Genomic DNA, 25,424 nt, shown 5'->3' with positions numbered 1-25,424 from the left:
TACAATCCCGCTCTTATCACCGCATTTTGACAAGCTCATAAAAGAAAACAGACCATGTTTGAAATTAATCCGGTAAAAAACCGCATTCAGGACCTCACGGAGCGCTCTGACGTTCTTAGGGGGTATCTTTGACTACGATGCCAAGAAAGAGCGTCTCGAAGAAGTAAACGCCGAGCTGGAACAGCCGGACGTCTGGAACGAACCTGAACGCGCGCAGGCGCTGGGTAAAGAGCGTTCTTCCCTCGAAGCCATCGTAGATACGCTGGATCAAATGGCGCAGGGTCTGGAAGATGTTTCTGGGCTGCTGGAGCTGGCTGTCGAAGCCGACGACGAAGAAACCTTTAACGAAGCCGTGGCAGAGCTCGACGTGCTGGAAGAGAAGCTGGCGCAGCTGGAATTCCGTCGCATGTTCTCCGGCGAATACGATAGCGCTGACTGCTATCTCGATATTCAGGCAGGTTCTGGCGGTACCGAAGCACAGGACTGGGCGAGCATGCTGATGCGCATGTACCTGCGCTGGGCGGAAGCGCGCGGTTTCAAAACCGAGATTATCGAAGAATCCGAAGGTGAAGTGGCGGGTATCAAATCCGTCACTATCAAGATTATTGGCGATTACGCCTACGGCTGGCTACGTACTGAAACCGGCGTTCACCGCCTGGTGCGTAAGAGCCCGTTCGATTCCGGCGGCCGTCGTCACACCTCCTTCAGCTCCGCGTTTGTCTACCCGGAAGTGGATGAAGATATCGATATCGACATCAACCCGGCGGACCTGCGTATCGACGTTTACCGCGCATCCGGCGCGGGTGGTCAGCACGTTAACCGTACGGAATCTGCGGTGCGTATTACCCACATTCCAACCGGGCTGGTAACACAGTGCCAGAACGACCGTTCCCAGCATAAGAACAAAGACCAGGCCATGAAGCAGATGAAAGCGAAGCTTTATGAGCTGGAGATGCAGAAGAAAAATGCTGAGAAGCAGGCGATGGAAGACAACAAGTCCGATATCGGCTGGGGCAGCCAGATCCGTTCTTACGTCCTTGATGACTCCCGCATCAAAGACCTGCGCACCGGGGTTGAAACCCGTAACACGCAGGCGGTGCTGGACGGCAGCCTGGACCAATTTATCGAAGCAAGTTTGAAAGCAGGGTTATGAGGAACCAACATGTCTGAACAACAAGCACAGGGCGCTGACGCGGTAGTCGATCTTAACAACGAACTGAAAACCCGCCGCGAGAAGCTGGCAGCGCTGCGCGAGCAGGGCGTGCCGTTCCCGAACGATTTTCGTCGTGACCACACCTCAGACCAACTGCACGCAGACTTCGACGGTAAAGAGAACGAAGAGCTGGAAGCGCTGAACGTTGAAGTGTCCGTGGCGGGCCGCATGATGACCCGTCGTATCATGGGTAAAGCGTCCTTCGTCACCTTACAGGACGTTGGCGGCCGCATTCAGCTGTACGTCTCTCGTGACGACCTGCCGGAAGGCATCTACAACGAGCAGTTCAAGAAGTGGGACCTGGGCGACATCCTGGGCGCTAAAGGTAAACTGTTCAAAACCAAGACCGGTGAACTGTCTATCCACTGCACCGAGCTGCGTCTTCTGACCAAAGCCCTGCGCCCGCTGCCGGACAAGTTCCACGGTTTGCAGGATCAGGAAGCGCGCTATCGTCAGCGTTACCTGGATCTCATCTCTAACGATGAATCCCGTAAGACCTTCAAAATTCGCTCCCAGATCATGGCCGGCATTCGCCAGTTCATGGTTAACCGCGACTTTATGGAAGTAGAAACCCCGATGATGCAGGTGATCCCAGGCGGAGCCTCCGCTCGTCCGTTCATCACCCATCACAACGCCCTGGACCTGGACATGTACCTGCGTATCGCGCCGGAACTGTACCTGAAGCGTCTGGTGGTCGGCGGTTTTGACCGCGTGTTTGAGATCAACCGTAACTTCCGTAACGAAGGTATCTCCGTACGTCATAACCCAGAGTTCACCATGATGGAACTCTATATGGCCTATGCGGATTACAAAGATCTGATCGAGCTGACCGAATCCCTGTTCCGCACCCTGGCGCAGGACATTCTGGGCACCACCCAGGTACCTTACGGTGAAGAGGTGTTCGACTTCGGCAAGCCGTTCGAAAAACTGACCATGCGCGAAGCGATCAAGAAATACCGTCCTGAAACCAATATGGCGGATCTGGATAACTTCGACTCTGCGAAAGCGATCGCTGAAAGCATCGGTATTAAGGTTGAGAAGAGCTGGGGTCTGGGCCGTATCGTGACCGAGATCTTCGAAGAAGTGGCCGAAGCGCACCTGATTCAGCCTACCTTCATCACCGAATACCCGGCGGAAGTGTCTCCGCTGGCGCGTCGTAATGACGAGAACCCGGAAATCACTGACCGCTTCGAATTCTTCATCGGGGGCCGCGAAATCGGTAACGGCTTTAGCGAGCTGAACGATGCAGAAGATCAGGCGCAGCGCTTCCAGGATCAGGTTAACGCGAAAGCGGCAGGCGATGACGAAGCGATGTTCTTCGACGAAGACTACGTGACCGCGCTGGAGCACGGCCTGCCGCCGACGGCTGGCCTGGGTATTGGTATCGACCGTATGGTGATGCTGTTCACCAACAGCCACACCATCCGCGACGTGATCCTGTTCCCGGCGATGCGTCCGGTGAAATAAGCCGTTAAGACGTAAAAAAAGCCCCGTGCGTTTATCGCCGGGGCTTTTTTATTGCGCCGCGAAGGCGCTGAGTTTTTCACGCGCAGTGTTCGCTTCTTGCACCATCCACGGGCTAAATGCCCACGGTGTGGCGTCCAGCGCGCGGAATAGCGCGTCCAGCTCCACCCACTGATATTCCATCACTTCATCGTCATTGATTGCGAGGGTATTCGTTACGCGGGCGGCATAGACCGGGCAGATTTCGTTTTCAACGATCCCTGACGGGTCGGCTTCACGGTAGCGGAACTCCGGGGCAATGGGGGTGATGTCTGTGATTTCGGCGCCGACTTCAAAGCGGCAGCGGCGGATAATCGCCTGCTCTGTCGCTTCGTCGGCCTGTGGATGACCGCAAACGGAGTTGGTCCATACGCCGGGCCAGGCTTTTTTACTTAAGGCGCGACGGGTGATCAGACATTCTCCGTTAGCGTTAAACAGCCATGAAGAGAAGGCCAGGTGTAGCGGGGTGTGTGACGTGTGCGCGGCGTACTTCTCCTGAGTGCCAATCACTTTTCCCTGGTCATTTACCAAAATAACGTGTTCTTGAATACTCATTGATGCTCCAGTGCCAAAATGCTTAATGGTTCAGCACCATCAGCGGAATTATTATACTGCATTCTTATGCGAACGGTTTGGCCCACAGAGCGGAAAAGGGCATGACCCGCATCAGTTTGGGCTGCTATCATAGTGCGCCATTCACGCTGACCGAGGAGCTGTTTTGTTTGCAGGAAGCCTGACGAGAAACCCGATCATTGCCGTTTTCTGCCTGACGCTGACGCTACTTGTAGCAGGATGCTCGGGGAGTAAATCTTCGGATATGGGCAGTTATTCCGGTGCAGTCTATACCGTTAAGCGCGGGGACACGCTCTACCGCATCTCACGCGCCACGGGAACCAGCGTGAAGGAACTGGCGCGCCTGAATAATATTTCTCCACCGTATACTATTGAGGTAGGGCAGAAGCTCAAGGTTAACGGCGGTTCTTCCTCAGGGAAAAAGTCCTCAACGCGTAAAACAGCCAAAGTCACGCCATCCTATCAGGTGCCTAAATCATCCTGGCCGCCGGTCGGTCAGCGCTGCTGGATCTGGCCTGCAAGCGGAAAAGTGGTTGCGCCGTACTCGCTCTCGGAAGGTGGCAATAAAGGTATTGATATCGCTGCCGCACGCGGTACACCGGTTTACGCTTCAGGGGCCGGGAAGGTGGTCTATGTCGGTAACCAGCTTCGTGGATACGGTAACCTGATCATGATTAAGCATGGTGAGGACTACATTACTGCTTATGCGCATAACGACACGATGCTGGTCAATAACGGGCAGAACGTGAAGGCGGGGCAGAAGATTGCGACCATGGGCAGTACCGGGACGGATACGGTCAAGCTGCACTTCCAGATCCGCTATAAGGCCACAGCCATCGATCCGCAGCGTTATCTTCCGGCGCAGGGCAGTAAGCCGAAATGCTAAGTGATTATTTAATCGCCACTTAGTGGGGTAAAGGCTTGTATGAAGAGGCGTAAGGTCTATAATGCCTTACGCACCTCAAAGCGGGCGTAGTTCAATGGTAGAACGAGAGCTTCCCAAGCTCTATACGAGGGTTCGATTCCCTTCGCCCGCTCCAGAATTTCCCCAAGTAGAACCGTTCAAAAACTTTCTTTATTTCAGTAGGTTGCTCAGTAGCGCTGACTAACTTGTTTAGGCGTTATGTCCTGTAGAGCATTGACGTCCTCCCTGCACACGAAATGCAGGTAACCCTCTGACAGTCTTATGAAATCGCTGTGCTTCGCTTGTCTTCTAACCTCTAAGGGGCTTAATGGTTTCTGTTGTCTAAAACCAGAAGAGAAAGAGCCAGCGTGGCAGCTGGCTATGTTTTTAGTATGGTGATGCGGTTAAATAGACAGGGACGGAGTAGATCGAGCCACCTGCCAGATAATCCGCAGGGCTGTGAAAGGTGTAAATGGTTCCCTTCACGGAAAGGTAGATCGCGTTATTCTCGACCTTCTTCAATGCATCTTTGTCCGTGGTGATCATGAAAGGCTGGTGATCGTTCTCCAGACTCGCCATAAACGCTTTATCATCTTTGGTTACATCATAGAGATAGAAACGGTAGGAAAAGCCTGTGGTGGCTCCTGCACTCGCTTCTGTGATGTAAAGATTAGCCAGATTGTTAACTTTCACCTTCTTAATAATCACTTGCTCAAGTGGTGAGAAGTGCAGCAAGTTGTATATCCCATAGGCGACAACAGCCAACAGGATCAGAAGTAGATACCGCTTCTTAAAAACCTGTGCGTTTTGCATAGTCGATACCCGCTTTTATCCAGTACTGGTCGTTAGGATCATCACCGTAAGGCGTTGAGCCAAACCAATCACCAAAAGCCGGATCCGTTGTTCCTGCGCGGCTTTGCGCCCATCCTGCGCCTCTAAGTAATACTTCGCCGGAAATCCCCGCAGCGTGGCCAACAGCACCATAATGGAAGTTTCCGAAGCTCTCAAACTGTCTCCCGTGCTGTTTGTAATCCCACGGACCATGGCCTCTTACCTGCTGATAAAACCATGCATAGGTAAGGGCTGACGGGCCGCGGTGAAAGCGAGCCATCATCATATTATTGACGATATTCACACCTGGCGGGGCGAAAGATGACACATCAAAAGGCGGATGAGGTGATGCTGCTAATGTTGGGTATCTCACGCTTGCGCTCTCTCATTCCATGCATCGGTAAACTGAACGTTGCCATCGCAGTATTTCCACGTGATTTTTTCATAGCGAAGTTCTACACACTCGAGGTGGTTGTGCTTCTCTTTGGTCGGATCTTTGGTGTCGTGCATCACTGGAGAAACGCCGACAACTCTCACACTTTCAAGCAGGATGTTGAAGTATTCCGCTTCCTGTCCTGCGTCGTTGATCTTATACCATTTGAACTCAGCAGATTTAAGCGTCTGACCAGTAGCAACAGCTTTATAAAGATAAGGGGAGGAGCTATCAAACTCTTTTTGAATTAGCACGGCAGAGTGCTTGCGGGTTCCTGTGATCTTTCCAGTCATTAAGTCCGTTGGAATGCTGAGATTATGGGAAAATCCAGTGATCTCAATGCTGCCCTCACGATCCTGAACATCTACAGACCCTTTAATATCTGCGCCACCGTCATCTTTAAGCCATAGGTAAGCTGGAATAGCCATTTTCACTTTTTCCTCATGCTGTTATAAAAAAAACCATAGAGAAAGTGTACCTATATGTGAGAGGGCAATAAACGATTAAATCTAACAAAATCATTAATTTAAATGTGATTAAATTTGAGTTAAGTTAAACTAAAGGGAAGGTAGGTATTGCACCCTCTCGATTATTGCAAAGCCCGTATGTAATCTGGCAAGGCTTTCAATTGGCTATCTTTCATCGCCGGAACAGGAATACCCCTATCAGTCTTTCCTGTACTGGCGTACCTGCTTCCCCCTTTCGTTCATTGTTATGATCGGTTGTCGGCATAACACGCTAAGTTGCACATTTCCTGTACCCTGGATACCCTGAGATTAATCCTAATAACTCAAGGGTGAGTATGGCTACCGGGAAGAGAAAGAACCAAAAGGAATCACCTGAAGAAGAGTTAGATCGCTTGCTGGATGAGCTTGAACTCACAGAGGAGCAACGGGAGTTTATCGAATCCATGCGGGAGGATAAGGGCGATCCCAGTAGTGAGTAACGCTTGCCTTCAGCCGAACGAATACGAATGGCCGCATAACGGCATTGTAAAGATCTTTTCTCCTCACGAGGGCTTTCCGTCAGCGTCGATGGCTCAGCGTACCGTGCCAGAAATTGTCCTGAAATGATGCGGTATTCAGACCGGATCGAACTACTATTCATTATGATTTATCAATGCATTATACCCTGACCATGTGCATGTAAAATCGCGGAGCCGGGAGAGTTGACGGCAATGTAAAAGAAATCATGAGGAAAGAAATATGGCTGCTACAAACGGTATGATTGATACTGATGACGCTGTAATTTTACTCATCGACCATCAGAGTGGCTTATTCAACACGGTACGTGATGTGCCTGTACCAGACCTTCGTAATTATGTGACAGCGATAGCCAAAGTTGCCACGCTTTTAAATATCCCGGTGATCACCACGGCCTCTGTTCCTGACGGTCCCAATGGCCCGCTCATCCCGGAAATTCACAAATATGCACCCCATGCCGTGTATGTTCCACGCACCGGGCAGATTAATACCTGGGATAATCCGGCGTTTGTGAAGGAAGTGGAAAAGACGGGCAGAAAGACCCTGATTATTGCCGGCACGCTCACCAGCGTCTGCATGGCGTTCCCTGCGGTTAGCGCTGTCCAGGAGGGGTATAAGGTTTACTGTGTTGTGGATGCCTCGGGGAACTGGTCCAAAATCGCGACCGATACCACCATCGCGCGCGTGGCTCAGGCGGGGGCGATCCCTACCGATACGTTTGCCATTGTCGCTGAATTAATGAGAACCTGGAACCGCGAGGAAGGTTCTCGCTTTGCTGAGATCCTGGCAGAGCATGTCTGTCCGGAATATAAGTGCCTGATTGAAAGTTTCGGCAAAGCTCAGGAAATTGCCAGAACGGGCCCGGAAACCAATCTGGAGCATTATAAGTAAGTCCTAATAAACCTGTATAAAAGTTGCTGGATTTTATCGTCCTGTACCTGAGCGTATTACAGGTGCAGGACGTAGCGGCGTCGTATTCCGGACGTCGCTGAATTGTCAGAGATATTAAGAGGGGCTGAACCGCGCATAATTTAAAATTAAACCCTCTTTCTTTTTACGTAATCAATCGCCCCTGTTATATCTGTCGGCAAATTTTTTATTTCCCGGACCACAGATGAAAACACGACTCCTCCTGTGCGCTGGCGTATTAGCTGCCTCCAGTGCCCATGCCAGCGCCCTCTATTTTTATGAAGCCGGCACCGAAGATACCGCGCTTGCCGGAGCAGGGCAGGCGGCTCGTGCGCAGGACGCCTCGACAATCATGACCAACCCTGCTGGCATGACGCGCCTGCCGGATCATATGGTCACTGGCGGGTTACAGGTTATGGATGGCTCCATCGACAACCAGCTGGATAACCATGCCCATCAAAGCCCCGGCGACGTGATGAAAACCATCCCGAATGCCAGCGCCTTTTATAGCCAGAAGATAAACGATGATCTTTATGCCGGGATCGGGCTTTACGGTAATTACGGTCTGGGGATCGATTACGGTAGCTGGGCGGGCGACAGGCTGATTAAAAAGAGTACCCTGGTTGCAATGACGCTCAGTCCGTCACTGGCATACAAGCTCAACGACCGACTCTCAATAGGGGCGTCCGCCAACGTTAATTACGGTTATTTCTCGCTGACTCGCAGCGTTAACGATGATGACTACCAGCGACGCGATGAAGACCTGGCCATGAGCTATCGGCTTGGGCTGCTGATGCAGCTAACTGACCAGACCCGAGCCGGTATTACCTGGAACAGCGAAACGGACTTCAGCTTCAATATTGACGGCAACGCGCGTCTACAGAACGGCACCTACGACCTGCCGTTGTCGGCACAGATCAGCGCGCCGCAGCAAATCATGCTCAGTCTGGTGCATGATATTAACCCGCGGTGGTCGGTTATGGGCGATCTCGGCTGGCAGGACTGGAGCCAGTTCGGCGCGCCGCAAATCGTCGTCGGGGACCAGCAGCTGAACAACGTCAGCCGCCTGAAGGACACGTGGCACGGTGCGGTGGGCGTGCAGTATCGTCCAACGCCTCAGTGGCGACTGAATGCCGGTGTGGCGTTCGACAGCTCGCCGTATGAAAGCCAGAGCGATGTGGCCTTAACCTTACCTACCGGCGATGAGTGGCGATTTGGTACGGGAGCCCAGTATCAGATCACCCCGGCCAGCAATATTGGTATTGCCGTGTCGTATCTTCATATGCAGTCGTCGCATGTGAAATCGCCGGTGGCGTTTGCCGGAAGTTACGACCATCCTTATCTTTGGTTTGCCAGCGTCAACTACAGCTATCAGTTTTGATCGGCTAACCGCTTAAAATATATGGTCTATAATGGCAGATATTGAATGTCAGAAGGTTGTACCATGCATATTTTACCGCCTGTTCGACCCGAAAAATCCATCGAACGACTGACCGCTATCCTTGAGCCGATAGCGGAGAAAGTGCACGTTGTTCCGCGTAAGCGACTCACCTGGTTACGGAAGGGGAAACAGCAGATGTACCTCTTTCTGGAAGGGGAGTTATCCCTGCTGCGGGCTTCGGATGGACTGGTGGTAGTGACCGTTTACGAGCCGCATTTGTTTGGTATTGCAGAGATGATCCAGCCTACGCAGGGGCATCTTCTCCGTGCGGAAAGGGAGTCGACTATTTTACGTCTCGATGCGGACAAGGCGGCTGAGTTGTTTCGCGCCGAGGGCGTCTGGGAGGATGTCGCCGCGCTGCTTTCATACCATACGGCCTATTTAATATTTCGTGATGCACAGGTACTCCAGCAGCGTACCTATTCCGTTATTCGTAACCACCTTCAGGAAATGATTTTGCTCCCGGAAGAGACGCGTCTGCGTACCACGATTCTGGAATATATTCAGGATCGTACGCTGCTCTCTCGCAGCAGTATACTCAATGTATTATCCGCCCTTAAGCAGGGAGAATATATCTCCTTTAAGCGCGGCGGATACCTGCTTGAAGTCAGACATTTACCCGAATCATTCTAGCGGAAGTTTAAAATTAAACAGAAATGGAATTAACGCTGCCGTTAATTTTCTATATCGTTTGCTTTCTCAGATTTAACTTTATCAAGTAAACGGTATTTTTATGAAAAAGACAGTTATCGCATTAATTGTGGCTAATGTATTTACCGCCACTTCCGCCTTCGCCGCCGCGGATGCGGGCACCTGGTATAGCGGGGCGAAATTCGGCTGGTCTCACTATTTTGATACCAATATGGGTTCAAAAGCGTTTGAGAACACGCATTCCGACCACTTCGATTTTGACCATGATAATGTCGGCGGGGGTGTTTATACGGGTTATCAGATTACCCCATGGCTTGCGGTAGAAGGCGGTTATGATTATTTAGGCAACATGCAGATTAAAGGCCAGCATGGCGCAGGGGCGCAAATGAAAACTCAGGGCCTGCAACTGTCTCTGAAGGCCAGTTATGCCCTGACCAATGACTGGGATATTTACGGCCGTGCCGGCGCAATGGGCTATCGCGCTGAATCCGATGTAAGTGGCCACAATCGTTTTGAAACCGGTGTGCGCCCGCTTGCTGCCGTGGGTACTGAATACGCCTTCAATAAAAACTGGGCGGGCCGCCTGGAGTATCAGTGGGTAAGCAACGTGGGCAATGTTAACCAGATCGGCGTGAGCAGCGACCTGAGTTCCGTCACCGCAGGGCTTAGCTATCGCTTTGGTCAGTACGACTGATGCCCGTGATATGCCCATTAATAAAAACCCGGCTGCTTAAGTTGCCGGGTTTTTTGTTTTCAGCTGGTGAATAACGGTTCAAGAACGATATGAATATTTTGCAGACCCGTGACATTATTATCTTTCAGATATTGCTGATTAACCATATCTAACTGTTCCAGTTTGGTCAGCGAGGCATATACGCGTTGAACGGCACTGTCCGCAACAAAAATTTCTTTTGCGGTGGTGTCCTGTAGATACTGTGATTTTACGCTGCGCGTTAGGGTCTCGATCTGCTGTTTATTTTCCTGATAAAGAGACGCGATATGCGATATCTGTACCTGCGGCGATTTTTCCCCCGGCAACACCAGTGGAATTTGCAGATGATTAATTTTTTCAACATTGTCTGGTTGGGGAGAACTACAGGCTGTTAATGTGCTGAGGGTTAATACAGCGAAAAAGAACGGCAGGCTCTTCATCGAATCACTCCGGGGAAATAAACTGGACTCAGCATTATCCCTGAAGGCCGCAGCGACGAAAGAATTAACTTATTTATAAACGTTAATTTCATAGGTTAAAGATAAGCCTGGTGATAGCCTCCTTTCCCCCTATGTACCGCCAGCGTGAATATAACTCCTCGAGGAAGTATGAAATTTAAAACGCTCGTTAGTGCGATGGCCGTTGCTGGTCTGCTATTAGTTTCGTTGACCTCATTGCCTGTCCTGGCACAAAAGGAAGGGAAGGGAGCCACTGCCCATACGAAAGAGATGAATGATGCACTTTATGGTCAACTGCCCTTCTTTGATAAGACCGATTTCCGAAATGCGCACAAAGGCTTTATTGCCCCGCTGCCAGCCGCGGTGATTAAAGACGAAAAAGGCGCCGTTATCTGGAACCCCCAGAAATACGCTTTTATCAAAGAAGGGCAAAAAGCGCCGGATACCGTCAACCCGAGCCTGTGGCGTCAGGCGCAGCTGAATAATATTGGCGGTCTGTTTGAGGTCACGGAAGGCGTCTACCAGATCCGCAACCTCGATCTGTCGAATATGACGATTATAGAGGGCAAAGAGGGGATCACGGTTATCGATCCGCTGGTGTCTGCGGAAACGGCCAAAGCGGGCATGGATCTTTACGTTCAACATCGTGGCAAACGCCCGGTTGTTGCCGTTATTTATACCCATAGTCATGTCGATCATTATGGCGGCGTGCGTGGCGTGGTCGATGAAGCGGGAGTGATGACCGGCAAAGTGAAAGTCTATGCTCCAGCAGGTTTTATGGAAGAGGCGGTATCGGAAAATATCATGGCCGGAAATGCCATGAGCCGCCGTGCCAGTTATATCTACGGAAACCTGTTAAAGGCCAATGTAAAAGGTCAGATAGGGGCGGGTCTGGGGACGACCACCTCAGCGGGGACGGTCACGCTTATCGCGCCCACTCACGCCATTACCAAAGACGGGCAGAAAGAGATCATCGACGGTCTCACCTATGATTTTATGCTGGCGCCGGGGTCGGAAGCGCCGTCTGAAATGCTCTGGTATGTGGAAGAGAAAAAACTGATTGAAGCAGCAGAGAACGTCACTCACACCCTGCACAATACTTATTCGCTGCGCGGGTCGAAGATACACGATCCGCTGGCATGGTCAAAATACATCAATAACGCTCTCGATCGTTGGGGGGATAAAGCGGAAATTATTATCGCGCAGCACCACTGGCCCACATGGGGTAATAAGAAAGTGGTGAAGCTGATGAAAAGCCAGCGTGATATCTACCGCTATATCAACGACCAGACGCTCAGACTGGCGAATAAGGGGCTGACGAGGGATGAAATAGCCGCAAATTTCGCCCTGCCTTACGGACTGGCTAAATCCTGGGCAGGCCGTGGCTATTACGGCTCGGTAAGCAACAACGACAAAGCCACCTATGTTTACTATCTTGGCTGGTTCGACGGCAATCCGGCGACGCTCGATGAACTGCCTCCGGTCGAGGCGGCGAAAAAGTATGTCGATTACATGGGCGGAGCCCGTGCGATCCTTGAAAAAGCCCGTGTCGATTATGCCCGGGGGAATTATCGCTGGGTGGCTCAGGTGGTCAGTAAAGTCGTTTTTGCCGATCCGAATAATAAGGCAGCGCGCGAACTGGAAGCGGACGCGTTTGAACAGCTGGGATACCAGGCTGAGTCAGGACCGTGGCGTAACGCCTACCTCACCGGTGCGCAGGAGTTGCGTAACGGCGTGAAGAGGATGCCGACGCCCAATACCGGCAGCCCGGATGCGGTCCGTGCCATGTCGACTGAGATGATTTTTGACTATTTCGGCGTTCACCTTAACGGCGTCAGAGCGGCGAATGCCAGAGGCATTTTTAACGTTGATTTAGGCCGCGAGGGCGGCAGGTATAAGCTGGAGCTGGAGAATGGCGTGCTGAACCATAGTGCCAATATCCAGGCAGAAGATCCGGATGCAACCATTACGCTCAGCCGCGAAACGCTGAATAAAATCATCCTCAAAGAGACCACGCTGAAAAAGGCGCAACAGGCAGGAGAGGTGACGATCGTCGGCAATGCCGCGAAGGTAGACGAAATGCTTCGCTGCATGGAGAGCTTCAGCTTCTGGTTTCCTGTCGTCACCCCTTAAAAGTAAAAAAGGCTGCTTTCGCAGCCTTTTTCGTCAAATGACGCCGTCGCCGCCGTCTGAACACCAGACCTGCCCGGAGGTGTATGAACACTCATCCGAGGCCAGAGTGACATACAGCGGTGCGATCTCCACGGGCTGTCCCGGGCGTCCCAGAGGGGTACTCTCGCCAAAATGTTTCACTTTCTCCTGTGGCTGCCCACCGCTGGGCTGGAGCACGGTCCAGTAAGGTCCGGGCGCTACCGCGTTCACGCGGATCCCTTTCGGACCCAGCTGTTTCGCCAGCGCTTTGGTAAACACCGCGAGACAGGCTTTGGTCTGCGCATAGTCAAGCAGTACGGCGCTCGGTTTAACCGCCTGAACGGAGGAGGTGTTAATGATGGAAGCGGGAGCTTTCATGTGGCGCAACGCCGCCTTTGTGATCCAGAAAGGCGCATAGACGTTGGTCTTAAAGGTCGCGTCAAAATCTTCCGTAGTCAGTTCTTCCAGCGACTCACGATACTGCTGGCGGCCTGCGTTATTCACCAGGATATCCAGCCCGCCCAGTTTTGAGACGGCCTGCTCCACCAGGTTCTGACAAAAAGTTTCGTCGCGCACATCGCCCGGAAGCGCGACGGCGTTCCGTCCTTCCGCTTTAATCAGGGCGATGACTTCCGCTGCGTCTTCTTCCTCTTCCGGCAAATAGTTAATGGCGACATCTGCCCCTTCGCGGGCATAGGCAATGGCTACCGCGCGTCCGATGCCGGAATCGCCCCCGGTAATTAGCGCCTTCTTACCGGCAAGACGTCCATGCCCTTTGTAGCTCTTCTCGCCGTGGTCGGGTACGGGTTCCATTTCTGAGGACAGGCCCGGCGGCGTCTGGGGTTGCTTCGGGAAAGGTGGCGTTGGGTAAGCGTTCGTACGTTGTTCATTATCACTCATAGCTAACTCCTTGTTAGGGGTGAGATTTGATGGATAGTTACAGCGTTAACGCTTCGCTGAATTATTTTTGCAAGTGGCTGACCCGGACTACGGGTGGGGATGATTTTTTATCGAGCGAGCCGCTAATACTGATCATGTTGTCAGGTTCCACGGTTCTGTCGTCAAATACGGCTTTCGGGATAATAACGTCGATTTTCCCGGTTTTATCCTGGAATACGTATTTATCGCCATTGCCATCAATAAGATTGCCGCGCAGTGAAATAGAGGCGCCATCATGCATCTCTTTCGCCTGAGTAATGGTCATAATGCGCGCATCATCGGTACCACGATAACCGCTGTCCAGCGCATGCGGCGGTGGCGGCGCGTCACCCTTTTGTAACCCGCCGTTATTATCTGCCCAGGCAGTAGGGATAATTAATATTAACAAGGCTGAAATCACTGATAATTTCATCTGATATCCTTCATTTTGGATGTCTTGACTTATTAAGTATTGTTGCTATTTCTTTATGTGGCAAATGTGATAAGTCTTAAAAGCATTTGCACAGAGAAATCAAAAATTTCGGCAATTAAGCGAAACGGTGACGACTGCCATGGAACCAAAAAATGAAAAAGTGCCTGGGATAAAAGAGAGTTATCGTTTACTGACGTTTGAGTACGCATTTCGTCAGGTGGGTTTTATTGTGCTGTTAGCTATTATCGTGGCGGCAATTGCCGGGCTGTTTTCAAGCGGTGTGGTCAGCGACGTGGAGAAAACAAACGATGCAAAATCCCTGGCTCTGAGCTACGAGCGCTTCGGTCGCCGCCAGACCGAATCACGGATGGCGCTGACGTTTCCGGTGACGTCTGAGGGGAAATATACCCTCAGCCTGACCAGCGAAAGCAGCGACGTGTATGAGCCCGGCAGCGTCTGGCCACAACCGGACAGCATGTACAGCCGGGGGAATACCCTGTTTCTCGTCTACGATCGTTTACAACAGACCGATAAATTTACCGTTCTATTATTCATCACGCCGTCAAAAGCAGGGAAGTGGACAAACAGCATCCGCGTAAACAACGAGCCAGATATCCGTTTCTGGCAGTTTATTTATCCCTAGGAGTCGAATATGGACATGGTTTTTCGTGCCCTGGCAATTTACCTGTTTCTGGTCATTGTGTTTAAAGTTGCCGGGCGGCGCGCCCTGCTACAAATGACCAGTTTTGACCTTATTTTGCTCTTAATTATCAGCGAAGCGACACAACAGGCGCTGCTTGGCGAAGATTTTTCCGTCACTGGTGCGATGATTACAATAACAACGCTGGTGGTGGTGGATATTATATTTGGCCTCCTGAAAAAATATTTTTCCACTGTTGAGAATATTCTTGATGGCACGCCGGTGATATTGGTGGAGAACGGTGTCCCCCTTGCCGATAAACTGAAAAAGGTCGATGTATCCTGTGATGATATATTGGTATCAGCCCGCCAGAATCACGGTATTACAGAATTGAAGGAGATAAAATACGCTATTCTTGAGCGTAATGGTCATATTTCTATTATTCCTGACGAAAATTAAGGGCAACGCGATGAGCAATCTTATTCACGACAGTAACAACACCATCAGCGAGCTGACGAAAAAGCTCGCCACTCAGCTTACGGACAGAGGTTTGCGGTTAACTACCGCAGAGTCCTGTACCGGCGGCAATCTCGCGGTTGCGCTTTGTGCCGAAGAGAACACCGCGGAATTTTATGACGTTGGCATGGTGGTGTTCAGCGATGCGGCGAAGGAGAGGATCCTCGGCGTGCGGCACGAAACCATTGAGCGCTTCACCGCCGTCAGTGAACAAACGGTGACCGAGATGGCCGCTAAAATTCGCGAAATTGCCGAGGCGGATATTGGCCTTGCCATCAGCGGCTATGCGGGACCGGAAGGCGGAGACGATGGCACCGCAGCCGGTACGGTCTGCTTCGGCTGGAATATTCGCGGACAGACGGAAACCCGCACCGTGCTGTTTTCCGGTGAATGTCAGGATGTGGTGGATAAAGCGGTGCGTTATTCCCTGTCTGAACTGATCGAAATACTCTCCGGCTGGGATAACGTCTGAAACAAGGGGAAAGGCTATGGCTGTCATCGTGATTACCGGCGGTACGGCGGGCGTGGGGAAGGCCACGGCGCTGCACTTTGCCAAAGCGGGCTACGATGTGGGCATCATTGCCCGCGATGAGCAGAGCCTGCGCTCCACAGAAGAGGAGTTGCGCCGTTTCGGGATCAACGCCTGTGCCGTTCAGGCCGACGTGGCGGACAGCAAGGCGGTGACCGATGCTGCTAACGAGATTGAATACCGGCTTGGGGCCATCGATGTGTGGGTGAATAACGCCATGGGCGGGATGCTGGCGCCGTTTCGCACCATGTCGCCTGAGGAGTTTCGCCGCGTCACCGAGGTGACCTATCTGGGCTATGTTAACGGTACCCGCGCCGCGCTGGAGTTAATGACTCCTCGTGACCGGGGGACGATTATTCAGGTTGGCTCCGCGCTGGCCTACCGCTCCATTCCCTTGCAGTCAGCCTACTGTGGGGCGAAAGCCGCGATCCGCGGGTTTACTGACGCCGTGCGCACCGAGCTGATGCATGAAAACAGCCGGGTGCAGATCGCAATGGTACAGATGCCGGGCCTCAACACGCCGCAGTTCGAGTGGGCGAGGAATAAATTTTCCTGGGCGATGCGCCCGGTTCCTCCCGTGTTTCAGCCGGAAGTGGCTGCCAGCGCGATTTTCAAGGTAGCGCAAAAACCGGTGCGGGAGCTGTGGGTGGGCAGCAGCACCGTCCAGTCGATTGTCGGGCAATTTCTTTTTCCCGGCTTTCTGGATCGGCTGATGGTTAAAAAGGCCTGGGAAGGGCAGATGACCGATACGCTAAATGCGGATGACCGTCAGGACTATCTGGATCAGCCGGTTAACGATCTGCATAAAATCCACGGGCACTTCACCAACGAAGCAAAAGAGCGCGCCACCAGCGTTACCTCCGGCATGCCGGGGAAAGTGCTGCTCGGCTCCCTCGCCGTCACGGGTGCGATCGTGGCGCGTCTTCTGCTCTCGCGGAGACGATAATCAGCGCAGTGCGGTACGATCGGTCCAGAACCAGCGGTAGCCATAGCCGCTGAGGTTAAGCGCGACGGTTTTGCCGCACACCAGCGCGTCGTTGTAGCGTTTGTCCGCCAGGCAGGCGGTCCAGGTCGCATGCCGGATCCCTCTGGCGGTAAAATTAACGGGCTTATCGCTAAAGTTAACGAAGGTCAGAATGCTGCGCGTGTCGGTTTCGTAATAGATCCCCAGCACCGCATCGCTGTCGATATTAATAAGACGAAACGGCGCGACGCCGATCTCAGGGAACTCCGAGCGCGTATTGGCGATATCGATAATGCAGTGCAGGAGTGAGTTGCGGTGCAACAGCGAATCCGCCACGTTGATTTTTTGATAGCGGTACGGGCCGCGGTCAATCATCGGGGCGATAAAAGTTTCCGGGTCGGCGTCTGAGAAACCGCCGCCTTGCGATCCGGCCCACTGCATCGGGGTGCGTACGGCGTAACGCTCCTCCAGTTCCAAATCATCTCCCATGCCAATCTCATCCCCGTAGCGCATGACCGGTACGCCCGGCAGCGAAAACAAGACCGCATGGCAAAAGGCCAGCCGCTTACGATCGCCATTAAGCATCGGCGCCAGACGGCGGCGGATACCTCGCTGATACACACTCATTTCTTTGTCAGGGGCAAAGGCATCAATGACGGTCTGCTTCGCTTTTTTTCCTATCCCTTCCAGATCCAGCTCATCATGATTGCGCAGCCAGTTGGCGAAGCAGCAGGAGTCAGGCGGCACAATCATCTTCTTTACCGCGTTGCGCAGCGGTCGTGCGCTTTTCTCCGCAAGGCTGACGTAGAAGTACTTATTGAGCCAGAAATTCAGCACCAGGTTGAGCCGGTCGTTCTGACCAAAATAATCTTTGTAGGCCTCGACCTCCACGTCGACTTCGCCGAGCAGGATCGCATCCGGGTTACGCTGCTCGATAAGACGGCGCAGATGCTCCAGGATCCACAGGCCGCGTTTTTCATCCCCACGTCCGGCCTGTTTTGTCAGGTGCGACGCCGCATCCAGGCGAAAGCCCGACACCCCGAGCTTTAGCCAGAAGATGATGATGTTCTCAACCTCCTTCAGCACCGCAGGGGAGGCCAGATTGAGATCCGGCTCGTGGTGATAAAACATATGCCGATAGTATTGCCCCGCCTCGTCGTCCCATGTCCAGATACTCTTCTCCACGCCGGGGAACATCGGCGGCGTATCATCGTCGTCCGTGTCGGACCACAGGTAATAGTCACGATAGGGTGACTGAGGGTTGCGGCGGGCCTGTTGAAACCAGGGATGCGCATCCGAGGTATGCTGGATCAGCAGCTCAATAATGACCTGCATCCCCAGCTCCCGCGCCTGTTCAATAAAGGCGATGATATCGTTGAGCTTGCCGAAGCGGGGATCGACCTGCAAATGGTCGCTCACGTCATAGCCTTCATCGAGAAAAGGCGTGAGGTAAAACGGAGTGATCCAGATAACCGTCGCGCCCATCCGGCGGATGTAGCGTAGCTTCGCGGCAATTCCGGCGATGTCGCCACAGCCATCGCCGTTCAGATCGTAAAACATGGCAGTATCTATCTGGTAAATAATGGCGCGTGTATGCCAGCCTGCCATAGTAATCCTTAGTGATAACCTTCGGTATCAGACACTTTGCCCCGGAAGACGTAATAGCTCCAGGCGGTATAAACCAGGATCACCGGGATGATTAACAGCGTGCCGATCAGCATAAACAGCTGGCTGGCAGGCGGCGCGGCGGCTTCCCACAAGGTGATGTGCGGCGGAATTATGTGTGGCCACAGGCTGATGCCCAGGCCGCTAAAGCCGAGGAAGATCAGGCCCAGCGTTAACAGGAACGGACGGGCATGGCTGTCGGGATTACGCGTCAGCCGCCAGATCCACAGGCTGAATACCGCCACCAGAACCGGAACCGGCAGGAACCAGAAGAAGTTAGGCAGAGTAAACCAGCGCTCGGCGACAAACTGCCAGCCGAGCGGGGTCCAGATACTTACCACCGCAATGACGGCAATCAGCGCCAGCAGAACGTGGCGGGTCAGCTCGCGCATCCGGTTTTGCAGCGCGCCTTCGCTTTTCATGATCAGCCACGTGGTGGCCAGCAGGGTATAGGCGACAATTAAGCCCAGCCCGCAGAACAGGTTAAACGGGGTGAACCAGTCCAGCGAGGAGCCCACAAAGCGACGCCCTTCCACGTCAAAGCCGTTGATCATCGCGCCAACCACGATCCCCTGGCTGAAGGTTGCGAGCAGGGAACCGCCAGCAAAAGAATAGTCCCAGAATTTGCGGTGGGAAGGGGTCGCCTTAAAGCGAAACTCAAATGCCACGCCGCGGAAAATAAGCCCGATCAGCATGGCCGTCAGCGGGATGGTCAGGGCATCGATTATTACCGCGTAGGCCAGCGGAAACGCGCCGAACAACCCTGCGCCGCCGAGAACCAGCCAGGTTTCATTTCCGTCCCAGACCGGGGCGACGCTGTTCACCATCACGTCGCGCTCTTTGGCATCACCCACAAAGCTGAACAGCATGCCGATACCGAGATCGAAACCGTCCATGATGATGTACATCAGCGTGGCGAAGACAATAATGGCAAACCAGATGACCGGGATATCGACGCCCATCAGATCTTCTCCTCTTCCGGAACAGACTCGGCGGCGGACAGCGGACGGGCAGGGGTACCCGATGTATTAGACGTTAGCGTGCCCACAGGCTGCGGACCTTTTTTAATCAACCGGGCGAGATACACATATCCCACGCCAAATACCGAACAGTAGACCACGATAAAGGCCAGCAGGCTGATGCTCATCTGCAACGTGCTGTGCAGAGACACCGCATCTATCGTGCGCAGATAGCCGTAAACGACCCACGGCTGGCGGCCCACTTCGGTGGTGACCCACCCGGCGAGCAGCGCGAGTAATCCGGCAGGCCCCATACAGAGGGCAAACCAGTGGAATGGCCGTGAGTGATAGAGTCGACGGCGATAGCGCAGCCAGACGCTCAGTACGCCAAGGGTAATCATCAGCAGCCCCATGCCGACCATAATGCGGAAGGACCAGAAGACGATGAGCGAGTTAGGGCGGTCCTCTTTCGGGAAATCCTTCAGCGCCGGGACCTGTTTATCCAGGCTGTGCGTCAGGATCAGGCTGCCGAGCGCGGGAATTTCAAGCCCGTATTTGGTGCGTTCCTCTTCCATATCCGGTACGCCAAACAACAGCAGCGGGGTGGCCTCGCCGGGCGGGTTTTCCCAGTGGCCTTCAATCGCGGCGATTTTGGCAGGCTGGTGCTCAAGCGTATTCAGCCCGTGCATATCCCCAACCACGGCCTGAATGGGCGCGACCAGCAGCGCCATCCACATGGCCATGGAGAACATCTTGCGGATCGCGGGCGTATCGTTACCGCGCAGCAGATGCCATGCCCCGGACGCGCCCACAAACAAGGCGCTGCACAGGAAGGCGGCGATGGACATATGGATCAGTCGGTAAGGGAATGAGGGGTTAAAGATAATGGCCAGCCAGTCTTCGGGAATGACCTGACCGTTCTGAATACTGAAGCCCTGCGGGGTGTGCATCCAGCTGTTAGAGGCGAGGATCCAGAAGGTGGACATCAGCGTGCCCAGCGCCACCATGCAGGTGGCAAAGAAGTGCAGGCCGGGGCCAACCTTGTTCCAGCCGAACAGCATCACGCCTAAGAAACCGGCTTCCAGGAAGAAGGCGGTTAAGACTTCATAGGTGAGCAAAGGGCCGGTTATGCTGCCCGCGAACTGGGAAAAGCCGCTCCAGTTAGTCCCAAACTGGTAAGCCATCACCAGCCCGGAAACCACGCCCATACCAAAGTTGACGGCGAAAATTTTTAGCCAGAAATGGTATAGCGAGCGCCAGACATCATTTTTGGTGCGAAGCCACATGCCTTCGAGAACCACCAGATAGCTCGCAAGCCCGATGGTGATCGCCGGGAAGAGAATATGAAAAGAGACGGTAAAGGCGAACTGTATCCTGGCCAGATGAAACGCATCAAGCTCGAACATGCTCCGTACCTCTGGAACTGATAGCGCACAAGGCATTGCCAGACAGCCTCAGGCTGCCTGGCAAAACCGGTTACGGTTTTTTCTTACCTGCGCCAAGCTCGGCACCGGTAAGCGGATCGGCGTTAGGGTCGGATTTCGTACGTGCGCACATCGCTTTGACCAGCGTTTCCTGCTCTGTCGTGAGCGTTACGCTTGCGCCGCCGTCACCGCCATCGACCGCGGGCTGAGGAGATTCCACGTAGTCGAAGTGCTTATCGCTGTTCCAGCTACCGCGAACTTCTCCCCCCTCAGACATATTGTAGTACTTATTAGTGTACTCTTCGATTGGCGGCAATTTACCCGGTGGGAAATTGTTACGGATCGACTGGAGCGCCTTCTCAAACGAGAGCTGGTGTGCTGCCTCACGCGTCATTAAAAACGCCAGCGCATCTTTAACACCCGGATCGTCCGTTACGTTAATAAGCCGTTCGTAGATAATTTTGGCGCGCGCCTCGGCCGCAATGTTAGAGCGCAGATCGGCGGTGGGCTCGCCAATAGTATCCACATACGCCGCCGTCCATGGTACGCCCCCGGAGTTGGTCAGTGGAGTACCACCGCCGTAGAGCAGGGAGGTGATATGACTGTCGTTGCCGTTCTCGGTCATGGAGCGGTACAATTCCGCTTCATTTTCAACGCCTTCCGCCAGTTCACCTTTCGCACCCTTATTCAGCATACCCACCAGGGTGCCGATGATTTCCAGGTGACTTAATTCCTCGGTCGCGATATCCATCAGCATATCTTTACGACCGGGATCGTCGTCGCTCAATCCTTGCGTAAAGTAACGACATGCCGCGGCAAGTTCGCCCTGTGGCCCGCCAAACTGCTCAAGCAGAAGATTGGCCAGGCCCGGATTCGGTTCGGCTACGCGTACCGTGTATTGCAGCTGTTTTACGTGTCGAAACATAGTTTCTCCCTCTTTCGTTATTTTTTCGCTTCAACACCGTCCGCATCGGAGCGCAGCAGGAACTGTTCCGTCGTCTGTGGAATATGCTGGAGCAGCCAGTCAGCCATCTGGCGCTCTTCTTCCAGAATGGACTCAATGGCAGGAATGGAGGCGGTATCGCCCGCTTGTTTGGCCGCAGCCAGCAGAGAGGTGTAGCAGGCAATTTCAAACTGCTCAAAAACGTAGCCGCTGATGGAGCCTTTAACAATTTCGTCGGAAGGGAACATGCCGCCAATGGACTGGCCGAGCGCCGCCATTTTGCTCATGGAATCTTTTATGACCGAACGGGAAATATCATTGCGGTCGAGAATTTCTTCCAGCACGGTAATTTGGTGTTTAGTCTCATTAACGTGTTGTTCAATTCGTGCACGTAAGTCGGGATAATTATCAATACGGCTGGCCATAGATTCCAGCATGGATTCGGCTTGCTTTTCCATCGCATGGGCATCGCGTAGCCAATCATGGTAGTGTTCTACATGATTCATAATTAACTCCTGTGATTTATTATCTGGTTAATTTTTGTTGCTGATGCTCATCAAATTAATATTTATCCTTTCTGGGCTTTTTGATTAATATTGCCGACAGCCAGATCGGTTAATTTGAGATCGGTTTCTTTTTCTTCTTCCAGCGTTTCGGCAAGAAGTTTAACGGCTTTTTTATAGCCTAATTGTTCAGCCAGGGTGGCCAGGGTGCCGTAGCTGGCAATCTCGTAATGCTCGACTTTTTGTGCTGCGGCAATTAATGCAGCGTCACGCACTTCATTTTTCTCAGTGCTCTCAATAACTTCGTTGGCTTCTTCAATTAAGCCTTCCATCGCAACGCATTTCATGCGCTTCAGTTTGAGGCCGGATTCCTGCTCAATAATCTGATCGATACGCTCGATTTGTCCCTGAGTCTCTTCGAGGTGGGCCGTGAACGCGGCACTCAACTTCTCGCTGGATGCGGCGCGAGCTAACTTGCTTAGAGCGCGGGTCAGCTGCTTCTCAGCGCTGTAGGTGTCGGATAACAGGTGAATAAATACATCTTCAACAGTTTTCATATTCATATTTTCGCTCCAGTGAAATAAAGGGAAGGTACTGCGAGCCGACGGGCCCGCAGCATGCTCTCGGTATATTTATAAGAGCTTTAAATAAGATCAGGAGTTATCAGATTTACGGCCTCCGCCGTGACTGTTCTGGCCCCCTTTCTTACCCGCTTCAGATGCGCGTTGCGGATCGTTTTTGAAATTACCGCCGCTGTGCTGGCCGCCTTTACGTCCAGCTTCTGATGCCTTTTCACGGTCTTCAGCGAAATTACCGGAACCACCACGATGTTGCTCTGCCATATATCAACCCTCATGTTGCGTTTATGTCAGGAGATACGATAAGTAATTCGTATCAGTTGTCGTTCAGGAATTAACATTAGTCGTTATGTGAGAAGAGTCAAATTTCATGTCTGGGTTGTTTTGCGGTAATTTTGCAGGTGTTCAGGAAATACCGCTTCGTTACGAACTTTAAAAACGGACGGTAAATCCACTGGTTAGGGAGAAATAAATCTGGATGTTGGGAGTTCGCTTAGCTAATAATCCTAATGTGAACGTGGCGTGAATTATTACAAGAGTTGACACAACGCAAAAATATATCGTCGCAACGGGTGCTTTTGTATTCGGAATAATCTTAAGTGCCTGGCGAAATAACGTGTTGAAAAGAAGGTGGCCAAACCTCGTTTTTGACGTGGTCAGGCGGATCGGCTGAGGGTATGCTTCTTTTGTCACCACAATAATTACAGAGGCAATATCATGGATCAGGAGCTACTGGAGGCGGGGTACCGGGCCTACACCGGTGAGAAAATTGATGTTTACTTCAACACCGGGATCTGCAAACACTCGGGCAATTGCGTGCGCGGCAGCGCGGCGCTGTTCGACCTGAAGCGTAAACCATGGATCGCGCCGGATGAAGTAGATGCAGAAACGGTTGTGCGCGTAATTGATACCTGCCCGAGCGGTGCGCTGAAGTACCGCCAAAAATAAGTGAGGAACCATGGAAATTCTTGAAGGCCATAACAAGTTTTACGTCAACGACGCCGAAGGCAATCAGGTAGCGGAGATTGTCTTTGTCCCGACCGGCGAGCATCTGAGCATCATTGAGCACACCGATGTGGATCCAAGCCTGAAAGGGCAGGGTGTGGGTAAGCAGCTGGTGGCGAGGGTGGTAGAGAAGATGCGCGGGGAGAACCGTAAAATTATCCCGCTGTGTCCGTTTGCGAAGCATGAGTTTGATAATACGCGGGAGTATGACGATATTCGGGCGTAAAACTGATGCCCGGCATTGCGCCGGGCAGCATACTCAACCGACAAACATCACCGACACACACAGCACACCTACAATCAGCGTCAGCAGGTTACCGATGGAGCGGTACGGTTTTAACGACGGGATCAGGTACGTCGACAGCGTCGGCATGATGAACAGGATCATGGCGATAAGCGGACCGCTGATAGCGTAAATCATTGAAATGGCGTTCGGGTTGATGCAGCAGACCGCAAAGGTAATCAGCGACACGCCGAGAATAGAAACCGCGCGGTTAAAGGCGCGGCTTTTCTTCACACCCACCTGATTCAGCGACGATTTCACAATTTCCGTTGCCCCTTCAATCACGCCAAAATAGGTGCCGAGGAACGATTTCGACATCGCAATAATCGCCACGATAATGCCAGAAATACCCAGCCATGCCGGGGACGAAGGCATCATCGACAGCGCGGACAGGATCGTCACCCCTTCCTCTTTTGCCGCCACGATATACGACGGTGGAATCGAAAGCAGGCAGCTGAACACAAAGAACAGCACGCTGAGGCAGATGATCAGATACGCCACTTTCATGATTTTTTTGCATTTACCCATCGCCTCTTCACCGTATTTCTCGCGACGGTCCACGGCGAAAGTCGAGATGATCGGAGTATGGCTAAAAGCGAAAACCATCACCGGGATCGAAATCCACACCTGGTGCAACGTATGCTGGTCGAAGGCCATCTGGCTCGTCAGAAGCGACGGCTGCCAGCTGCCCGTCAGATACAGCGAGACAAACAGGAAATAGGCGATCAGCGGAAAGACAAGGAAACCCATCACCTTAATGGTGATGTGCCGCCCCATCAGGAAGATCAGATTCAAAATCAGCACCACGCCAAAACTCACCAGCATCCGCATGCCGGTATCCACCGTCATCCGTTTCGCCAGCTGTTCAGTGAGTGAGTTAGTTATCGCCACCGCATAAATCAGAACCACCACAAAGAAAGCCACAAAATAGAGCGTGGTGATCAGGTTGCCGATCTTTTTGCCGTAGTAATGGGAAACGGCACCGGTGATCCCTTCGTTGCCTTTCGTCTTCGACGACAGAATAAATTGCGCCAGCGCTTTATGCGGCCAATAGGTTAAGGGATACGCCACAAGGGCGGTGATCAGCAGGACAATCGCGCCAGCAGAGCCGAGCTGAATGGGCAAGAACAGGGTTCCTGCGCCCACGGCAGTGCCGTAGAGGGCGAAACTCCAGAGAGTCTCTTCTTTTGACCAAATTTTCGACATTAGAGCAACGTATCAACTATAAAACGAACAAAAAGGAGTGCAATTTACCATAATTATGCGTTGAGGTCGCCGTTGCTTCGCAGGGGTGGGCCGGAT

At 52.7% G+C, this 25,424-nt stretch carries 30 protein-coding genes and 1 tRNA gene; 16 read left to right on the top strand and 15 right to left on the bottom strand.

The genetic code is table 11. The features are described from left to right. The first annotated feature begins 54 nt into the window (after window positions 1-54). Together prfB and lysS are read left to right on the top strand one after the other, a co-directional pair. Window positions 55-1,153, top strand: a protein-coding gene (gene prfB / locus DD597_RS10190; protein ID WP_096147815.1) for a peptide chain release factor 2 whose coding sequence is annotated in 2 segments (ribosomal slippage) — window positions 55-129 and window positions 131-1,153 — 1,098 coding nt in all. Because the reading frame shifts where the segments join, the coding sequence is not laid out codon by codon here. Between the two features lie 9 nt (window positions 1,154-1,162). Then, a complete protein-coding gene (gene lysS / locus DD597_RS10185; protein WP_003863452.1) occupies window positions 1,163-2,680 on the top strand; it encodes a lysine--tRNA ligase in 1,518 nt (505 codons plus the stop codon). A 48-nt stretch (window positions 2,681-2,728) separates the two neighbouring features. On the opposite strand, the gene idi is transcribed toward lysS, so the two are convergent. Next, a complete protein-coding gene (gene idi, locus DD597_RS10180; protein WP_003863454.1) occupies window positions 2,729-3,271 on the bottom strand; it encodes an isopentenyl-diphosphate Delta-isomerase in 543 nt (180 codons plus the stop codon). A gap of 163 nt (window positions 3,272-3,434) precedes the next feature. Here idi and actS point away from each other — a divergent pair, with 163 nt between their 5' ends. Together actS and DD597_RS10170 are read left to right on the top strand one after the other, a co-directional pair. Continuing rightward, window positions 3,435-4,175 (top strand): amidase activator ActS, encoded by a 741-nt coding sequence (gene actS / locus DD597_RS10175; protein WP_022651807.1) that lies wholly within the window; start codon window positions 3,435-3,437, stop codon window positions 4,173-4,175. Between the two features lie 80 nt (window positions 4,176-4,255). Further along, window positions 4,256-4,329: transfer RNA gene (locus DD597_RS10170), tRNA-Gly, on the top strand. Between the two features lie 251 nt (window positions 4,330-4,580). On the opposite strand, the gene DD597_RS10165 is transcribed toward DD597_RS10170, so the two are convergent. The 3 genes from DD597_RS10165 to DD597_RS10155 are packed head-to-tail and all read right to left on the bottom strand — an operon-like array spanning window position 4,581 to window position 5,885. Then, window positions 4,581-5,006: a hypothetical protein gene (locus DD597_RS10165; RefSeq protein WP_023295378.1), complete on the bottom strand. Its 426-nt coding sequence runs from the start codon at window positions 5,004-5,006 to the stop codon at window positions 4,581-4,583. Continuing rightward, window positions 4,984-5,397, bottom strand: coding sequence for a polymorphic toxin type 44 domain-containing protein (locus DD597_RS10160; protein ID WP_232969554.1), 414 nt, complete (start codon window positions 5,395-5,397; stop codon window positions 4,984-4,986). The genes DD597_RS10165 and DD597_RS10160 overlap by 23 nt, the downstream gene beginning before the upstream one ends. Next, window positions 5,394-5,885, bottom strand: a complete 492-nt coding sequence (locus DD597_RS10155) for an Hcp family type VI secretion system effector (RefSeq protein ID WP_015571789.1) — start codon at window positions 5,883-5,885, stop codon at window positions 5,394-5,396. Before DD597_RS10155 ends, DD597_RS10160 begins: the two co-directional genes overlap by 4 nt. Before the next feature lie 374 nt (window positions 5,886-6,259). Here DD597_RS10155 and DD597_RS24850 point away from each other — a divergent pair, with 374 nt between their 5' ends. The 5 genes from DD597_RS24850 to DD597_RS10135 all read left to right on the top strand — a co-directional run bounded on the left by DD597_RS24850 (window position 6,260) and on the right by DD597_RS10135 (window position 10,135). Further along, entirely contained in the window at window positions 6,260-6,403 is a 144-nt protein-coding gene (locus tag DD597_RS24850) for a hypothetical protein (protein WP_015571788.1), read from the top strand. 259 nt (window positions 6,404-6,662) lie between these two features. Then, the gene (locus tag DD597_RS10150; protein WP_017382881.1) at window positions 6,663-7,331 is read left to right on the top strand and encodes an isochorismatase family protein; all 669 of its coding nucleotides are present in this window, start codon (window positions 6,663-6,665) and stop codon (window positions 7,329-7,331) included. Between the two features lie 223 nt (window positions 7,332-7,554). Continuing rightward, entirely contained in the window at window positions 7,555-8,730 is a 1,176-nt protein-coding gene (locus tag DD597_RS10145) for an OmpP1/FadL family transporter (RefSeq protein WP_129256152.1), read from the top strand. Between the two features lie 63 nt (window positions 8,731-8,793). Further along, window positions 8,794-9,423 (top strand): winged helix-turn-helix transcriptional regulator, encoded by a 630-nt coding sequence (locus tag DD597_RS10140; protein WP_003862875.1) that lies wholly within the window; start codon window positions 8,794-8,796, stop codon window positions 9,421-9,423. Between the two features lie 100 nt (window positions 9,424-9,523). Continuing rightward, a complete protein-coding gene (locus DD597_RS10135; RefSeq protein WP_003862873.1) occupies window positions 9,524-10,135 on the top strand; it encodes an outer membrane beta-barrel protein in 612 nt (203 codons plus the stop codon). A gap of 59 nt (window positions 10,136-10,194) precedes the next feature. On the opposite strand, the gene DD597_RS10130 is transcribed toward DD597_RS10135, so the two are convergent. Beyond that, entirely contained in the window at window positions 10,195-10,593 is a 399-nt protein-coding gene (locus tag DD597_RS10130) for a hypothetical protein (RefSeq protein WP_023323707.1), read from the bottom strand. Window positions 10,594-10,761: 168 nt separating this feature from the next. Here DD597_RS10130 and DD597_RS10125 point away from each other — a divergent pair, with 168 nt between their 5' ends. Next, complete coding sequence (locus tag DD597_RS10125) at window positions 10,762-12,744, top strand: alkyl/aryl-sulfatase (RefSeq protein WP_129256151.1); 1,983 nt, start codon at window positions 10,762-10,764, stop codon at window positions 12,742-12,744. 33 nt (window positions 12,745-12,777) lie between these two features. On the opposite strand, the gene DD597_RS10120 is transcribed toward DD597_RS10125, so the two are convergent. Together DD597_RS10120 and DD597_RS10115 are read right to left on the bottom strand one after the other, a co-directional pair. Further along, on the bottom strand, window positions 12,778-13,662 hold the full coding sequence (locus DD597_RS10120; protein WP_003862870.1) for an SDR family oxidoreductase: 885 nt from the start codon (window positions 13,660-13,662) through the stop codon (window positions 12,778-12,780). Between the two features lie 61 nt (window positions 13,663-13,723). Next, a complete protein-coding gene (locus DD597_RS10115; RefSeq protein ID WP_003862868.1) occupies window positions 13,724-14,113 on the bottom strand; it encodes a YdeI family stress tolerance OB fold protein in 390 nt (129 codons plus the stop codon). Between the two features lie 139 nt (window positions 14,114-14,252). Between DD597_RS10115 and DD597_RS10110 the strand changes: the two genes are divergently transcribed. Genes DD597_RS10110 through DD597_RS10095 form a run of 4 tightly spaced genes read left to right on the top strand, consistent with a single transcriptional unit; the run spans window position 14,253 to window position 16,744 of the window. After that, the gene (locus DD597_RS10110; RefSeq protein ID WP_003862866.1) at window positions 14,253-14,756 is read left to right on the top strand and encodes a hypothetical protein; all 504 of its coding nucleotides are present in this window, start codon (window positions 14,253-14,255) and stop codon (window positions 14,754-14,756) included. A 9-nt stretch (window positions 14,757-14,765) separates the two neighbouring features. Beyond that, window positions 14,766-15,212, top strand: coding sequence for a DUF421 domain-containing protein (locus tag DD597_RS10105; protein WP_006811854.1), 447 nt, complete (start codon window positions 14,766-14,768; stop codon window positions 15,210-15,212). Window positions 15,213-15,222: 10 nt separating this feature from the next. Then, complete coding sequence (locus DD597_RS10100; RefSeq protein ID WP_023323703.1) at window positions 15,223-15,741, top strand: 2-oxo-tetronate isomerase; 519 nt, start codon at window positions 15,223-15,225, stop codon at window positions 15,739-15,741. Between the two features lie 16 nt (window positions 15,742-15,757). Continuing rightward, window positions 15,758-16,744: an SDR family oxidoreductase gene (locus DD597_RS10095; RefSeq protein ID WP_129256150.1), complete on the top strand. Its 987-nt coding sequence runs from the start codon at window positions 15,758-15,760 to the stop codon at window positions 16,742-16,744. Here the strand turns inward: DD597_RS10095 and DD597_RS10090 are convergent, their stop codons facing one another. The 7 genes from DD597_RS10090 to DD597_RS10060 form a co-directional block, all read right to left on the bottom strand. Then, complete coding sequence (locus DD597_RS10090; protein WP_129256149.1) at window positions 16,745-18,370, bottom strand: alpha-amylase family protein; 1,626 nt, start codon at window positions 18,368-18,370, stop codon at window positions 16,745-16,747. An 8-nt stretch (window positions 18,371-18,378) separates the two neighbouring features. Next, window positions 18,379-19,389 carry a cytochrome d ubiquinol oxidase subunit II gene (gene cydB / locus DD597_RS10085; RefSeq protein ID WP_015571779.1) on the bottom strand — a complete coding sequence of 337 codons (1,011 nt, stop codon included), beginning with the start codon at window positions 19,387-19,389 and terminating at the stop codon, window positions 18,379-18,381. Next, window positions 19,389-20,792 carry a cytochrome ubiquinol oxidase subunit I gene (locus tag DD597_RS10080; protein ID WP_003862857.1) on the bottom strand — a complete coding sequence of 468 codons (1,404 nt, stop codon included), beginning with the start codon at window positions 20,790-20,792 and terminating at the stop codon, window positions 19,389-19,391. Before DD597_RS10080 ends, cydB begins: the two co-directional genes overlap by 1 nt. 70 nt (window positions 20,793-20,862) lie before the next feature. After that, window positions 20,863-21,735 carry a manganese catalase family protein gene (locus DD597_RS10075; protein WP_032610071.1) on the bottom strand — a complete coding sequence of 291 codons (873 nt, stop codon included), beginning with the start codon at window positions 21,733-21,735 and terminating at the stop codon, window positions 20,863-20,865. A gap of 17 nt (window positions 21,736-21,752) precedes the next feature. Continuing rightward, window positions 21,753-22,259, bottom strand: a complete 507-nt coding sequence (locus DD597_RS10070; protein ID WP_003862853.1) for a ferritin-like domain-containing protein — start codon at window positions 22,257-22,259, stop codon at window positions 21,753-21,755. Window positions 22,260-22,321: 62 nt separating this feature from the next. Beyond that, on the bottom strand, window positions 22,322-22,819 hold the full coding sequence (locus tag DD597_RS10065) for a ferritin-like domain-containing protein (RefSeq protein WP_003862851.1): 498 nt from the start codon (window positions 22,817-22,819) through the stop codon (window positions 22,322-22,324). 90 nt (window positions 22,820-22,909) lie between these two features. Beyond that, window positions 22,910-23,098 carry a general stress protein gene (locus DD597_RS10060; protein ID WP_022651794.1) on the bottom strand — a complete coding sequence of 63 codons (189 nt, stop codon included), beginning with the start codon at window positions 23,096-23,098 and terminating at the stop codon, window positions 22,910-22,912. A gap of 453 nt (window positions 23,099-23,551) precedes the next feature. Between DD597_RS10060 and yjdI the strand changes: the two genes are divergently transcribed. After that, window positions 23,552-23,782, top strand: coding sequence for a 4Fe-4S mono-cluster protein YjdI (yjdI, locus tag DD597_RS10055; RefSeq protein WP_129256148.1), 231 nt, complete (start codon window positions 23,552-23,554; stop codon window positions 23,780-23,782). A gap of 10 nt (window positions 23,783-23,792) precedes the next feature. After that, window positions 23,793-24,065 carry a GNAT family N-acetyltransferase gene (locus DD597_RS10050; protein ID WP_045346656.1) on the top strand — a complete coding sequence of 91 codons (273 nt, stop codon included), beginning with the start codon at window positions 23,793-23,795 and terminating at the stop codon, window positions 24,063-24,065. A 33-nt stretch (window positions 24,066-24,098) separates the two neighbouring features. Here the strand turns inward: DD597_RS10050 and DD597_RS10045 are convergent, their stop codons facing one another. Beyond that, window positions 24,099-25,328 carry an amino acid permease gene (locus DD597_RS10045; protein WP_003862847.1) on the bottom strand — a complete coding sequence of 410 codons (1,230 nt, stop codon included), beginning with the start codon at window positions 25,326-25,328 and terminating at the stop codon, window positions 24,099-24,101. Window positions 25,329-25,424: the final 96 nt, after the last annotated feature.

Source organism: Enterobacter cloacae complex sp. 677-3DZ2D5B, assembly GCF_004136695.1.
In the GTDB taxonomy this organism is placed as follows: domain Bacteria; phylum Pseudomonadota; class Gammaproteobacteria; order Enterobacterales; family Enterobacteriaceae; genus Enterobacter; species Enterobacter hormaechei_C.
This window is presented reverse-complemented; position numbering and strand designations above follow the sequence as displayed.